Source organism: Actinoallomurus acaciae (assembly GCF_042429965.1).
GTDB classification, from domain to species: domain Bacteria; phylum Actinomycetota; class Actinomycetes; order Streptosporangiales; family Streptosporangiaceae; genus Actinoallomurus; species Actinoallomurus acaciae.
The window spans coordinates 1-14,340 of record NZ_JBHLZP010000329.1 but is presented as its reverse complement, the minus strand read 5'-3'; the positions used below and the strand labels follow the sequence as shown (position 1 = coordinate 14,340).

Sequence of the window (14,340 nt, the reverse complement as noted above, 5' to 3'; positions counted from 1 at the left end):
CGCGTCGTACGCGCTGGGCGCCGCGCCGGTCCGCGGCGACCTGGCCAACCTGTACGAGGCGGGCGACGCGATGGTCAAGGTCCCGCGTGACCCGGGCAGCAACGACCTGCTCGAACGCGAGGCCGTCGCGCTGCGGCAGCTGCCCGAGGACGGCGACGGGCGGTTCCTGCCGTACGTCCCGCGCCTGCTGGAGAGCTTCCGGCACCGCGACGAGGCGACGGGCGCCGAGCGCCGCGTCAACGCGATCGCCCGCCTCGACGGCTTCCACCCGCTCACCGACGTGCGCGCCGCCCACCCGGACGGGGTGGATCCCCGCGACGTCGCGTGGATGTGGCGGCGGCTGCTGGTCGGGCTCGGCTTCGCGCACCGGGCCGGCGTGCTGCACGGCGCGGTGCTCCCCGAGCACGTGCTGATCCATCCCGGGCGGCACGGCCTCGTGCTGGTCGACTGGTGCTACTCCGTGCCCGGCTGTCATCCGGACCGCAGCGGACGGGTGCCGGCCATGGTCCCCCGCCGGGCGGACTGGTATCCGCCGGAGGTGCCCGCACGCGAACCGGCCGGCCGCGGCACCGACATCTTCATGGCCACCCGCTGCATGACCTACCTCATGGCCGATCGCGCGCCCAAGCCGCTGCGGACGTTCGCGCGCGGCTGCCTGCTCCCCGCGCGGCACCGCCGGCCCCAGGACGCCTGGCGGCTGCTCGCCGAACTCGACGACCTGCTCGAACGGCTGTACGGCCCGCGCCGTTTCCGGCCGTTCCACCTGCCTGCCATCCCCCACACGAGAGGAAACTGACTCATGGGAAGCGGAACCTGGTCCACGGACGTCTACGACGCGGGCGCGCACTACCGCGCGGCCCACGGCGTCAGCGCCTTCGCCTACAGCGACAGCGGCGCGCGCACGACGCACGAGGACCTCGACCCGTACGGCGTGACCGTGCGCGAGAGCCGCGACAACGACGAGCACCCCGAGTCGCTCGCGCTGGCCGTGCTGTTCGACGTCACCGGCTCGATGCTGACCGTGCCGCGCACCCTCCAGACGAAGCTGCCGGACCTGCTCGGCCTGCTCATGCGCAAGGGGTACGTCGAGCACCCCCAGATCCTGTTCGGCGCGGTGGGCGACGCCACCTGCGACCGGGCGCCCCTGCAGGTCGGCCAGTTCGAGTCCGACAACCGGATGGACGACGACCTCGGCAAGATCCTGCTCGAGGGCGGTGGCGGCGGCCAGATGACCGAGTCCTACGAGCTAGCCATGTACTTCATGGCGCGGCACACGGCCATGGACTGCCTGGAAAAGCGCGGGCGGCGCGGCTACCTGTTCCTCATCGGCGACGAGCTGGCCTATCCGAAGGTGAAGGCGCGGGAGATCGCCAAGGTCATCGGCGGTGAGCCGGGCGAGGACATCCCGCTGGAGTCGGTCATCGCGGAGCTGAAGCGCAAGTTCGAGGTCTACTTCATCATCCCCGAGGGCGCGAGCCACTCCGGCGACGACCGCCTGCTGGACTTCTGGCGCGGCCACCTCGGCCAGAACGTCATCCGGCTGGACGACCTCGACGCCGTCTGCGAGACGATCGCGCTGACCGTCGGCCTCGCCGAGGACGCGGTCGACCTGGACGAGGGCCTGGACCACCTGCGCGAGTTCGGCTCGGCCGCCGGCGACTCGGTCTCCCGCGCCCTCGCGCCGCTGAACGCCCACCGTGGCCAGGTCACGGTCACGCCCGCCCCGACCGGCCTCGACCCGGCCGACACCGAGGTCACGCGGCTGTGAGCGAGCGAACCGGAACGCACGCGGCCCCGGCGGAGGAGGGCCCGTGGCCGAGCATGTGATCATCGTCGATCTGGGGTACGGGGACGCGGGCAAGGGCACGGTCGTCGACTGGCTCTGCGCCCGCGGCCCGTACGCCGCGGTGGTGCGGTTCAACGGCGGCGCGCAGGCGGCCCACAACGTCGTGACCACCGACGGGCGGCACCACACGTTCGCCCAGTTCGGCTCGGGGACGTTCACGCCCGGTGTGGTGACGCACCTGTCCCGGTTCATGCTGGTGGACCCGCTCGCGCTGGCCGCGGAGTCGGCCCACCTGGCGGCCGTCGGCGTCGGCGACGCGCTGGAGCGGCTGACGGTCGACCGCGACGCGCTGCTCACCACGCCGTACCACCGCGCGGCGAACCGGGCGCGGGACACCGCGCTGCGGCACGGCTCGTGCGGCATGGGCATCGGCGAGACCGCCGCGTACGCGCTGACCGGCGATGAGGCCCCTCGTGTGGGTGACTGCCGCTCCCCCGCGCGGCTGCGCCGCCGGCTGAGGCTCCTGCGCGACCATCTCTTCGACGAGCTCGGGCCGCTCGACGTGCCGGCGATCGAGGAGTGCGTCACCCGCCTCACCGCCGTCGGCGCGCGGGTGCGGATCACCGGGGAGGGCTTCCTGCGGACGCTGCTGCGCCGCGGTCCCGTCGTGTTCGAGGGCGCGCAGGGTGTGCTGCTGGACGAGCGCTTCGGCTTCCACCCGTACACCACGTGGTCGACGACGACCTTCGCGAACGCCGGGACGCTGCTCGACGAGGCGGGCCCCGCCGCATGTCGCGGCGGCGTGCGGCGCGTGGGCGTGCTGCGGGCGTACCAGACGCGGCACGGGCCGGGCCCGTTCGTGACCGAGGACCCGCTGCTCGACCGGCCCGAGCCGCACAACCGGCACGGCCGGTGGCAGGGTGCGTTCCGTACCGGGCACCTCGACGCGGTCGCGCTGCGGTACGCGCTCGCGGTGTCCGGCGGCGCGGACGCCCTGGCCGTCACGCACCTCGACGCGCCGGCCCCGCTGCTCTGCCGTGCCTACGACATCGGCGACCGGATCGCCCCGGCCGCGGACCTGGCCGGCCAGGCGCTGCTCGGCGAGCGGCTCCTGACCGCACGGCCTCGCTACGAGCCGCTGGGCGACGATCCGGCGGGTGCGATAGAGGACGCTCTCGGCGTGCCGATCTGGATTCGATCCTATGGTCCGGCGGCGTCGGACAAGGCGGCGTCGAACAGCGGAGACGCCGCGGCACGGCGGGTTCACGCGGTCGCCTGACGCGCCGGGGTGGCCGGCGCATCCCCGCCCATCCGGGATCATTGACGCATGACGATGACCGCCGTCACCACGCCTGTCCGACGTGACCGTCAAGCGCGGCTCGCGGTGGCCGTCACCTTCGGGCTGCACGGTGTGGCGGCGGGCAGCTGGGCCGGTCGCGTCCCCTGGGTCAAGGAGGCACGGCACCTGTCCTCCGCCGGGCTGGGCCTGGCGCTGATGGGGGCCGCCGTCGGCGGTCTGGTCGCCGCGCCCCTCGCCGCCTTGCTGATCGGGCGGTTCGGCAGCCGGGGCATGACGCGGGTCGGCGGCGTCACGATGGCGGTGAGCGTCTCCCTCATCGCGATCGCGCCCTCACTGCCCACGATCTTCGCGGCGCTGGTGCTGTTCGGCGCGACCGGCGGCGTGCTCGACGTCGCGATGAACGCCAACGGCGTCGTCGTGCAGGAGAGGTACGGGCGTTCGATCATGTCCGGGCTGCACGGCATCTGGAGCATCGGCGGCCTGACCGGCTCCGGGCTCGCGGGCCTGGCCGCCCGCGCCGGCATGGGCGCCCCGACGCACCTGCTCATCGTCGGGATCGCCCTGGGCGTGGTGAGCGTCGTGTCGGGGTTCTGGCTCATCCCGGCGCCGCGGGCGGCCACCGGGAAGGTCTTCGCGATCCCCGACCGCGGCCTGCTCCTGCTCGGCGCGGTCATCTTCTGCGGACTGTTCGCCGAGGCCGCCGCCGCGGACTGGAGCGCGGTCTACCTCCACACCGCCGCGGACGCCCCACAGGACGTCGCCGCGTGGGGATACGCCGCGTTCTCGCTGGCCATGGCCGGTGCCCGCCTGCTGGGCGACCGACTCGTCGCACGGGTCGGGCCGGCCCGGCTCGTCCGCGCGGCGGCGCTCACCGGTGCCGCCGGGCTGGCGCTCGGCCTGCTGGTGCCCGTGACGGCGGTGGTGATCGTCGCCTTCGCCATTCTCGGGATCGGCATGGCCACGGTGGTTCCGCTGACGTTCAGCGCCGCGGGCCGTACGCCGGGCCACGATCCGGGCACGGCGGTCGCGGCCGTCGCCACGGTCGGGTACGCCGGCTGGCTGCTGGCCCCGCCGATCATCGGCTTCGTCGCGCAGGGCACCTCCCTGACGGTCGCGCTGGCACTCGTCACGGTGATGACCGCGCTCATCGCCGTGCCCGCGGGCGCCCTGCGCGCCACCGGCGGCTGACCCGGAGCGGCGAGCGCGGCCATCGGGCGCGTCGATCTTCTTCGGGGGTCAGGAGCGCGACCGGCGGGTATCCCCACAGAGAACACCACTGGCCGCCGGCCGCGCATCCGAGAGCGCGCCGGGCCGGCTCGGGCGCCGATCCCTGAGCGGAGGCGCCGGCCGAGGCGCATATACGGCCAGGCACCCGATAAACCAAGGAGTGGGCAGATATGACTGTCATGACCGAGCGAAGCGAGGGAATCGAAGACACGGCCCCAGTGGTCACTTCCTCCGACGCAGGAGGACCTATGACCGCGCAGCCGACCGTCCTGGAGACTCTGGTCCCGGCCGCCCTGTTCGACCGGCTCGCCGCGCGCGTCGAGCGCGACGCGAAGGTCGACCGGGAACGCGCCGAGCGCATCATGCGGCAGGCCCTGGCATTCCTCGTCGCCTGCGCCCGCAACCCGGAGACTCCGCTCGCACCGTCGAAGGCGGTCGACCATGGCTGGCACGCATTCATCCTGCACACGCGGGAGTACGCCGACTTCTGCGACCGCGTCGCGGGCCACTTCATCCACCACGCGCCCGAGGACGCACGCGGCGAGCGCGTCGACGCCGCGGCGCGCAACGCCACGACCACCGAGGTCATGCGGCGATCCGGCGTACCGGTGGACGACGAGCTGTGGGACGTGGATCGGGCCGCCTGCTCGGCCAACTGCGAACGCTGCTGCTCCGGCGGCCACTAGCTAGGAATCGGCGTCCGCCCAGTCCAGGAAAGTGAGAAGGCCGGGCAGCGCCTCATCGGCGAGGCGCAGCGCCTCGCCGAGCGGGACGTCCTGTACGTCGATCCGCTGACGGCCGGCCGCGGTCGTCGCGACGAGCGTCGCCAGGCCTGCCCGGCGCTGGAAGAAGGACCGCCGCAGGTTCCAGCCGATGACGCCCTCGCACGCGAGCGCGCTCCGGCGCCGTACGAGCGAGCCCCGGCGGCTGACCAGACTCGCCTCGATCAGGGCGTGACCCAGCGAGCGGGCACGGTCCCACGCGAGGAACGCGGCGATCGGCAGGAGCACCAGGGACAGACGCCAGGCCAAGGAAGGCGGTTTTCGACCGGACCACACTGGATGAACGGCTCGCCGACCGTGCAACGTCCTGAACACAAGCGTGGACGCCTGCCGGGGTTTCTCGGCCCATCGTAGGGAGTCGACGAGACCAAGGCGTCCATGACCATCGGCGCTGCTAGAGCCAGTCGGCGATTACTCAGAGACATTCCTTTCCTTTTTGGCGCGTTGTAGCGACTCTGCGATGGCGGCGAACTCGCCGAGGGCGGCTTCGAGGTCCTCAACGATCTCCTGAGCGATCACATCGGGAGGCAAGAAGCTGTCGGCATTGTCAAGACCCGGATCCGTCACCAGTGTGATGTCGAGGTTGACCTTGTCGCGAGCCAGCAACTCGTCATAAGTGAACGGCTTGAAGCGATCGGTCTCGATGCGGTTCTCGATGTCTCCGGCTTGATAGCACTTGACGAAGTCTTCGAGGTGATCGCGCTTCAGACGCTTCTGCTTAAGCGTAAAATGCTGGTCACCCCGGAAGTCGTACACCCATAGCTTCGACGTCCACGGGGTGTCTGGCCGTGCGTGCTTCTTGTCGAAGAACAGCACGTTGGCCTTGACCCCACCGGCGTAGAAGATGCCTGTCGGCAACCGCAGCAGGGTGTGCACATCGAACTGCTGGAGCAGCCGCCGTCGTACGGTCTCGCCAGCGCCACCTTCGAAGAGCACGTTATCAGGCACGACGACAGCCGCCCGGCCGGGCATACCCAGCATCGAGGCAATATGCTGTACGAAGTTCAACTGCTTGTTTTTCGTAGTAACCCAGAAGTCACGCCGGGCATACTCAATGTCCTCTCGGTTGGCCTTCCCGCCTTCCTCCGCTATAACGGTAATCGAAGACTTCTTCCCAAAGGGCGGATTGGCCAGTACCACGCTCGGGTAACTCGCCGGCGGCTCAGCGAGAGCGTCGCCGACCCGGATGAGTGACGGACCGCTAGGTTTGCCGATGCCGTGCAACAGCATGTTCATTGCCGCAAGACGAGCAGTACCGTCCACCAACTCAACCCCACTGATCCCACCAGAAGCAAGCTGGGCGCGCTGATCGGGATTCAACTCGCGGCTGTATTCGCGGATGATGTGGTCGTATGCCGCAAGCAGAAAGCCACCGGTCCCGCAAGCAGGGTCGCAGATCGTGTCGTCCGGCGTCGGCCTGATGCAGTCGACCATCGCCGAGGTCAAAGCACGCGGGGTAAAATACTGACCGGCTCCGGCTTTGATGTCCTCGGCACCTTTGGCGAGCAACTCCTCATAGGCGTCGCCCTTGATGTCCACGCCCTGATTGGACCACTTCTCCTTGTCAATAAGGTCGACAATCAGCCGCTTGAGCTTGGCCGGATCCTGGATCTTGTTTTGCGCCTTGCGAAAGATCACCCCCAGCGTTCCAGGCTGCTTGCCCAAGTCTTCCAGCACATGCCGGTAGGCGACTTCCAGATCGTCCCCATCGGTATCCAGCAGGAGTTGCCAGCGTGCGGCCACGCCCTTGAGTGACTTGTCAGGGTTGAGCTTTCGGTTCGCCCGCTCGTGCGCCATCTTCAAAAAAAGCAGGAACGTCAACTGCTCGACGTAATCGATCGTGGAGACCCCGTCGTCCCGGAGGACGTCGCAGTAGTTCCACAGCCTAGCGACCAGTCGGCGCGTCTCAGCAGTGGTCACAGCAGGGTCTCCTTCTGTTGAGGAAGTTTGCTCGGACGACGAACGCGTCGCGACTTAGGTTGAGCGAGACGCTCACGTCGGATCCGTTCCAGAAGTAGCGATGTAGGCTCATCAGCAGGGTTCTGTGAAACGAGCCGACCAGCGAACGCTTCTGCAAGGAGCGATCGTCGAAGCGCGTCCGCCTGGATCTGCCGAAGCTCGATACCGGAGATCGACCGCTCTATATCGGCTAGCCGCGCCTTCACTGAGCGAACTATCTTTTCCTGCTCTTCAAGGGGCGGCACAGGAAACTCTACCGACTTAAATCTACTCGCCGAAAGATGCGCAATATTGGTCGTAATCCGCACCTCGCGAATAAATCGCTTCGCATGCATATGGCGACGAAACACCAGAAGCGCCCACTCTGGAAGCACGTCCACTCCAGCACGGAAACGCAGCAAACTATTGGTGAATGCAATCTCTTTTGGCTCTCCGCGATACATCGCGGGACGCCCCAGATATTCCGGACTCTGCCCTTCATTGAGGAGGATGTCACCTTCAACAAGGCGATACTTATCGAAGATATCCGAAGGAAAGTCCATCTCCATGACATTGGTCAGATCAATTCGATCCTCGAATACATTAGCGACTCGTAGGTACGGTCGCATATTTGGCCCGATATGCCAGTCAGGATGTCGCTGCCTGCCAAGGTCAACCATGCCAGCTTTGCCGACCGTAGATATACGCCAATTCGACGGCCCGGGAACGGGAATGGCATCCACAAGGATTCGCTTAGCCAGAAGCCGGAGCCTTTGCACGATACCCTCCAAAGCCAACGTTGCCTCGCCCAGGTGAGAGAGGTGATCTTCGAGGGCAGCGACGATGCTGCGCTGCTCCTCTGCCGGAGGAATCGGAATTGGTATCTTTCGGATCGCACTAAGACCGAGCCGAGGACGCCCTACACCCTTGATCAGCGATGCCGTGTGGCGTCGCGTTGCCGGAGCCATTAGCGCATACAGAACCCAGCGAACGTCAATTTCTGGATGCAGGCGCACACGAATACAGTCTGCCTTAACAATAGCCAATCCGATATCAGGGACTATACATGCACGCGGAAGCACATCGCCGAGAGAGGCGATCACAAGGTCTCCCGCACGAACCTCGTGCGCCCGAAGCTCCTCGAAATATTCCTCACTGATGTATGCGCGCTCATCACGGAACACGCCATCACCAATATTCTGAAGCCTGATTACGCGGGCACCAGAGTCTGAATAGTGTCTGGACGCAAGCTTCGATCCAAAAGGACCATCGGTGATTGGCCGTTCCTGCGCAGCGAGCAGGTCCTCTAGGGTTGCCCATTCCCAGCCGCGGGGCAATTCGGTCATCCGGTGAGGCCTCGGTTCAGGTCGTCGAGGATGGCTTCGGCGCGATCGTCGCCAAAGGTTTGCAGAAAGCCGTCAGTGCCGCCGCGTTCGGTGAACGGGATGCCGTCGAGATCGGCGTGTTCAAACGACGCGCTGGTGATGACGATGTCGCGGATGCGGTCGAGCCACCACCGTTCGTCGTCCGTGAAGGCGACTCCGGCCTGCTCCTGCTGTGCTAGCCATGCAGCGTAGCGCTCCTCGACGACACTTCGGTGTGGTCTGGGCTCGGAGTCAACGCCGAGCTCGAACCGGATGAGCCCGATCAGGTCGATGGGTCCGTGATCGACACCGGGCTTGGCGGCAGCCAGGTCGAGCCTTTCGTATGCCTGCCAGAGCGTCTCGGGTGTCCAAACGTGTGGTGGCCGGGCGATACGGGTGGCGAGTTCCTTGAGCCGGCTGTAGACGGCCCGGCTGCCGTCTCCATGCCGGTAGGCGAGCTCGATCGCGGTGATCTCATCGCGGTGTTCGTCCATATAGGCACGCCATGATGTGAGGATCTCCTGGGCACGGATCTTCGGGTCCACGGCAGCGGCCTCGACAAGAACATCAAGGTTGACCTCGTCGTAGACGATGTCGTAGGCGTTACGGATTTCGAGCAGCCGTGTGCGAAGCTCGCGGTTCGCGGCGAGAGGCCGCACAGCCTGTTCGACCAGGTCCCGCACCCCCTGCGTTCCCTTCGCCGCAGCCGCTTCGTACGCGTCAGGATCGGCGACCTTGGACAGGCCGGTGATGAGGTCGGTCAGCGCACAACGGGCGAGGTTCTCCAACTCGGTACGCTCTTCTGGGGTGATCTTCCGGTTGAGGCGGGTGAGCCGTCCGGCCAAAGTGGACACCTCATCCGGGGAGATTGTGAGTGTGCCGACCTTCTGCAGCAGCTGCTTGAAGCTGATCTGCTTCTCGCTGTACTGCTGCAGCGGAGTGGCGTCCACTTTCGGGGAGTCGGTGACGCCGACGGCGTCGACGATCACAAAGCGTTCCTTGACCTTGCCATCAGGCGTTACGGCCTGGAACTCGGCCGGATCGAGGGTGCGGGCGCCGCGGCCCTTCATCTGCTCGAAGTACGCCCAGCTCCTGACGTCGCGGAGGAAGAACAGGCACTCCAGGGGGCGTACGTCAGTACCGGTGGCGATCATGTCGACCGTCACGGCGACGCGCAGCTCGGGACTGTTTCGGAAGGCCGCGAGCAGCTTGTCTGGATCCTTCGCCGAGTACGTAATCTTGGCGCAGAACTCGTTGCCCTTGCCGAACGCCTGGCGCACCATCTGCACGATCTCTTCGGCGTGATTGTCGTCAGCGGCGAAGATGAGTGTCTTGGGTACGTGGCTCCGGCCGGGGAAGATGTCGGTGAAGAGCCTGTCGCGGAAGGTCTCCAGGATCAGCTTCAGCTGCCCCGTACTGATGACCTTGCGGCCGATCTGCGAACCGGTGTATGAGAAGTCGTCCTCCAGTTCCTCGTACCGTTTCTTTCGAGTCGGCCGGTTCCTGATCGGTACGACGATGCCCTCATCGATCGTGGCGCCCTGCTCGGTCTGCTCGGTGCGAATCCGATAGACGTCGAAATCGACGTTGACGTTGTCAGCCACCGATTGTGGATAGGTGTACTCGCTGACCAGGTTCTGCTGGAAGAACCCGAACGTCTGCTTGACCGGCGTGGCGGTGAGTCCCACCAGATTGGCGTCGAAGTACTCCAGCACCTGCCGCCATCTGCCGTAGATCGACCGGTGGCACTCGTCGATGATGATCAGGTCGAACGTCTCCGGCGGCACATTGGGGTTGTAGGCGACCTCGGCGACGCGGCCGAGGTCGTAAGAGTCGAAGGCAGCGTCCTCGGTGTCTGGATCGGGCATCGGATCACCGCGCAGCATGGCATACAGACGCTGAATGGTGGAGATGATCACCTTAGATGAGCCCAGCATGCCCGTGCCCGCCAGTCGCTGCACGTTATACAGCTCGGTGAACTTGCGGCCGTCATCGGGCGTGACGTAAGTGGAGAACTCTGTGTAAGCCTGTTTGCCGAGGTTGTTCCGGTCGACCAGGAAAAGAATGCGCTCCGCCTTGGCATGCTTGAGTAGCCGGTAGGACTGGGTGACCGCGGTGTAGGTCTTGCCCGCGCCGGTGGCCATCTGGATCAGCGCGCGGGTGTAGTGCTCTTCGGCCAGCGAGTGCTCTAGACCCCGGATAGCGTCGATCTGGGCACGCCGCAGCCCACGCGGATCCAGCGGAGGCAGCCTCCGGAGCCTGGCCCGCAATGTGGGCGCCTGCTCATCGGCGTCGGCCTCGCGCATCCATCGCGACAGCGTCTCCGGCTGGTGGAAGGAGAAGACCTCCCGCGCCGGGGTCTGCGGGTCGAGGGCGTTAGTGAAGTGCGTCTCGACTGCCGTCGTCTCGTACCGGAACGGCAGCGGCATCCGCCACGCCTGCAGTTGCTGTCCGGATGTGAGGTTGTCGGCGTACCTGCCCGATTGCCGCTCGACGGGTGTGAGGATCCTGCCTTCGCGTTTGGCCTCGATCACGCCCACCAGCTTGAGGTCCACCCACAGCAGATAGTCGGCTGAGCCGGCGGCGGTGGCCACCTCCCGTACGGCCACGCCGGTGGCGGCGTACAGGTCAACCTCCTCCAAATTCTGTACGGCCCAGCCCGCGGCGGTCAGCATCGCATCGACCCGCTGGCGGACCTCCGCCTCGGTGAGCGGCTCGGCGGTGGCCTCCTGAGCACGCCGGATAAGGGAGTCCCGGTCGACGGCGCTGACCTTCGGGCGCCTGCTGATCTGCGCGGCAAACTCCGCCTCCAGCTCAGCGACACGGGCATTCATCTGCTCGACCAGCGACCGCAGCTGTTCCTTGTCAGCAACGGCCTGCTGCAGTGCCTCTTCGGCCGCCGCACGGGCGCGTGCCTCGGCTTGCAGGAGGGTTGCCTTGTCTTCCCGGTGCAGCTTGACCTCGATCAGCCGCTCCCGGTATTCGCGTAGCTCCCGGTGCAGCTCATCCAGCTCTGCCTGCTCGGCCACGCTCACGGCCTCAAGGGTCACCGGATCCGGGGGCGGTACGAAACCGGACGACTTCTTGTCATCCGGGACCAGCGCGCGATGAAACCAGTGACCGAGTTCGAAGCAGAGCTTCACCGCCGCGAGCGCGGCCCGGACGTCGCCGTAATGGGTGTGCACCGCCTGGTTTCCGGCCTCGCGTACCCGGTCGAACTTGTGCTTGATCTCCGGACGGACGACGCCCGCGTTGGCAAGAGCCTGGACGCGATGGCCGTGGGAATTTCCATGCACGGTCGTTTGCGTAAGGCTCACCAGCAGCTTTGCCAACGTCTCGCTGAATCGGCGTGCCCTCCACATGGCCGCGTCCGGGTCGGCGTACACGTACGACTCCGCCGCCGCGCCGTCGACGACTAGCAACGGCTCATGTTGGAGAAGGAAGCCAAAATTTTGCGATCGCCGCGCCAGCTCCTCGAATCCGTCCATCTCTCCCCGTCCGCGCCTATTTGAGCAGAACATTGCAGGCTATCGGAGAAGGCCGGAAAGATCCATCGGCTTCACTAATGTTCCGCGGTCAGGTCTCGTCTGCGACCCTGTCGCTCTTGAGAAGCCGGGCGCGGAGGTCTCTCATCGGGATGTCGCCGGTGGGTGTGCGCAGGTACCAGAAGTCCCAGCCAGCACATGCCTTGATCTCCTTGACGAACGCTCCGGCGCCCGAGAGGGAGGTGAAGACCTCACCGCTGGCGACACGGATGCGGCCGTCTCCGAGGACGATGGCAGTGTGCTCGGTACGCCGCTTGCGGCCCACCAGCGTGGCACCCACTTCAAGAACCCCGGCGTCGAGCAGGTGTGCGACTTCCACGCCATACCAGGCGCGCGTCCGCTGCTCGGGACCCGAGCGACGTCGCGGCCCCTCCACGACGTGGAACCCGAGTCGTTTCGGGTCCCAGATGATCTCGCAGAGACGCTGGTAGAGGCGCTGCCGCAGCTTGATGGCCTCCTTGTCGAAGTCGTCCGGGAAGGCGCGGAACAGGTCAGCCAGCCCGATACTCCTCACCCATTTTCCGAATCGAGGGGTCTTGCTGTAGGCGTTCTTGTGCAGGGATCCGGCGAGCATGTTCTGGCTCTGATAATGCTCGGCCTTCACCCTGTACGTGGCGTCGCGGTAGCTGGCGTTGTCGGATCGGTGCAGCAGGAGCAGCGCTCCCATTCGATTGCGCCAAGTGTCGAAGTCTCGGCGGGTCGGGGCCTGATCACGATAGCGTTCGTAATTGTTGGCCCAGATGTGCTCTATCTGGAAGTCGTGCCGGTCTCCTAGGTACTCGCCTATGCGGTCGGGATTGCCAACCTGGGTCTCGACGAAGGCGGTGAGTCTCGCCAGCAGATAGTGCACTTGCCGCCGATTGTCACTGCCGAGCCCGAACGTCTGGAAGTCGGAAAAGGCCTCCTTGGGAATGGTGGCGCCCAGCATGAGCGCTACGTCGTCGGTGGTCTTGCAGGTACGCAGCCCCGGGATGAGATCTGCGATCAGTTGATCGAGCTCGGACGCGTGTACGGCGTGGCCGAGGATAAGCCGCCGCACATACATGAGGTCGAGATACGACGCCACGAGCTGGGCCTTACCCTTAAAATCCGGCGCCGAATCATCAATACGGGTCGCGGCCGTGATGAGCTGGAGCTGTCCGCGGATGCCGTTGACGTGGTTGTAGAAGACGGCCTCCATTCCTGGCTCCGGGTGCTCTGCAGCGGCTAGCAAAGTGCAGTATCTGTTCCCCATTGGGATGAGCCGGTTGGCGATGAATTCCGTGTAGTCGGACGGCCTGACCAACCCGAGCCGCTCGTGGTGGCGGCGCAGCCACTCATGAAATGACTGCTCGATGTCGAAGGCATCCGTTGCCTTGGGGGTGAGATCGGCATAGTGACCGAGCAGCACGTCCTTGACGAAGTCGCTCGACGCCGCACTGCCGAAGGCGCTCAGGCGCGTGAATAGCTCACGCCACGCCTCGTTGAGACGTCGCTGCCTGCCCGGCTCAGCCTTCCCGAGCAGGAAGCTCTTCAGCAGATCGACGGGGCTGAGCCGGATGCCCCGGTCGTTCATCGTCTCGAAGATCTCCCAACCGTGCCCGCGATCGAGCGCCTCGATCCCGACCAGGCAGACCCGGTTGAGTAGCCAGTCGTGGAAGTGCGGCAGTGCTTCCCCGAGCAGGCTCGGCGGAAAATCGCGTTCCAGGTCGCTACTTCTGGCCTGCAGGTTGCGAACGGACAACCCGTCCTCGGGCCTCAGGGTGTACGGCCGTCTGTCCATGATCGCTTTCAGCAGACATGCCCGTTCGTCGACGTCGACGGTGAAGGTGTCCCTACCGAACTGCGACTTGCGGATCATGCTCTCCAGCCCCGTGGCTTCCGGGACACAGTCCTGTTCTAGGAGCAGCCGGCGCAGATGGATGAGCAGGAGGTGCAAAGTGGTGATGCGCTGCTGGCCATCAACCAGATACGTGATGCCATCGTCTTGGAAGTAGACGTAAGGGCCGAGGAAGTAGGGCGCGTACCGCAGGGTCTCCGTCCGGTCGTGCAGATGCGACCAGCTAAGCCTGAATCTCCGCTCCAGATCGCCGAGCAGTCGGAGTACATCCTGTCGTCCCCACGTATATTCCCGCTGGTAGGTGTCAAGCTGATATTTCGGCGTGTTTGAGAACAGCTGCCCAACCGTGACACCTCGCCCATCGATCGGTGTGCTCATCGACACGCTCCGTCCCCCCGACTCCGCACTTACGGTGTCTACTCCAGTCAAGGTGCATTGCGCACTCACTTGCAGGCTTTGGCCGCAAATGGTCGCCGATCCTCTCTCAGCGCTCGATGAAGCGTGTGAGAAGGCCGGGCAGCGCCTCATCGGCGAGGCGCAGCGCCTCGCCGAGCGGGACGTCCTGTACGTCGATCCGCT

Annotated in this window: 10 protein-coding genes; 5 read left to right on the top strand and 5 right to left on the bottom strand. The window is 66.1% G+C overall.

Annotated features, from left to right (window positions below; translation table 11 throughout):
* The 5 genes from ACFFNX_RS32875 to ACFFNX_RS32855 form a co-directional block, all read left to right on the top strand.
* Positions 1-796, top strand: a 796-nt coding sequence (locus tag ACFFNX_RS32875) for a molecular chaperone DnaJ (RefSeq protein ID WP_378209762.1), incomplete at its 5' end; no start/stop codon positions are given.
* A 3-nt stretch (positions 797-799) separates the two neighbouring features.
* Positions 800-1,768, top strand: coding sequence for a type 1 glutamine amidotransferase family protein (locus ACFFNX_RS32870; protein WP_378209761.1), 969 nt, complete (start codon positions 800-802; stop codon positions 1,766-1,768).
* A 43-nt stretch (positions 1,769-1,811) separates the two neighbouring features.
* Complete coding sequence (locus ACFFNX_RS32865; RefSeq protein WP_378209760.1) at positions 1,812-3,065, top strand: adenylosuccinate synthetase; 1,254 nt, start codon at positions 1,812-1,814, stop codon at positions 3,063-3,065.
* A gap of 48 nt (positions 3,066-3,113) precedes the next feature.
* Positions 3,114-4,274, top strand: a complete 1,161-nt coding sequence (locus ACFFNX_RS32860; RefSeq protein ID WP_378209759.1) for an MFS transporter — start codon at positions 3,114-3,116, stop codon at positions 4,272-4,274.
* A gap of 287 nt (positions 4,275-4,561) precedes the next feature.
* Positions 4,562-4,999 carry a glycine-rich domain-containing protein gene (locus ACFFNX_RS32855; RefSeq protein ID WP_345462330.1) on the top strand — a complete coding sequence of 146 codons (438 nt, stop codon included), beginning with the start codon at positions 4,562-4,564 and terminating at the stop codon, positions 4,997-4,999.
* Here ACFFNX_RS32855 and ACFFNX_RS32850 read toward each other — a convergent pair whose 3' ends face one another.
* The 5 genes from ACFFNX_RS32850 to ACFFNX_RS32830 form a co-directional block, all read right to left on the bottom strand.
* On the bottom strand, positions 5,000-5,344 hold the full coding sequence (locus tag ACFFNX_RS32850; protein WP_378209758.1) for a PH domain-containing protein: 345 nt from the start codon (positions 5,342-5,344) through the stop codon (positions 5,000-5,002).
* Between the two features lie 162 nt (positions 5,345-5,506).
* A complete protein-coding gene (locus tag ACFFNX_RS32845; protein WP_378209757.1) occupies positions 5,507-7,015 on the bottom strand; it encodes a class I SAM-dependent DNA methyltransferase in 1,509 nt (502 codons plus the stop codon).
* Complete coding sequence (locus ACFFNX_RS32840) at positions 7,012-8,379, bottom strand: restriction endonuclease subunit S (RefSeq protein ID WP_378209756.1); 1,368 nt, start codon at positions 8,377-8,379, stop codon at positions 7,012-7,014. The genes ACFFNX_RS32845 and ACFFNX_RS32840 overlap by 4 nt, the downstream gene beginning before the upstream one ends.
* Complete coding sequence (locus tag ACFFNX_RS32835; protein ID WP_378209755.1) at positions 8,376-11,885, bottom strand: DEAD/DEAH box helicase family protein; 3,510 nt, start codon at positions 11,883-11,885, stop codon at positions 8,376-8,378. The genes ACFFNX_RS32840 and ACFFNX_RS32835 overlap by 4 nt, the downstream gene beginning before the upstream one ends.
* 88 nt (positions 11,886-11,973) lie before the next feature.
* Entirely contained in the window at positions 11,974-14,139 is a 2,166-nt protein-coding gene (locus tag ACFFNX_RS32830) for a GmrSD restriction endonuclease domain-containing protein (protein WP_378209754.1), read from the bottom strand.
* Positions 14,140-14,340: the final 201 nt, after the last annotated feature.

Bases quoted from the DNA above. Each gene is read 5' to 3' on its own strand.
- ACFFNX_RS32870 (WP_378209761.1), top strand. From the start codon at position 800: ATGGGAAGCGGAACCTGGTCCACGGACGTCTACGACGCGGGCGCGCAC.
- ACFFNX_RS32860 (WP_378209759.1), top strand. From the start codon at position 3,114: ATGACGATGACCGCCGTCACCACGCCTGTCCGACGTGACCGTCAAGCG.
- ACFFNX_RS32855 (WP_345462330.1), top strand. From the start codon at position 4,562: ATGACCGCGCAGCCGACCGTCCTGGAGACTCTGGTCCCGGCCGCCCTG.
- ACFFNX_RS32840 (WP_378209756.1), bottom strand. From the start codon at position 8,379: ATGACCGAATTGCCCCGCGGCTGGGAATGGGCAACCCTAGAGGACCTG.
- ACFFNX_RS32835 (WP_378209755.1), bottom strand. From the start codon at position 11,885: ATGGACGGATTCGAGGAGCTGGCGCGGCGATCGCAAAATTTTGGCTTC.
- ACFFNX_RS32830 (WP_378209754.1), bottom strand. From the start codon at position 14,139: ATGAGCACACCGATCGATGGGCGAGGTGTCACGGTTGGGCAGCTGTTC.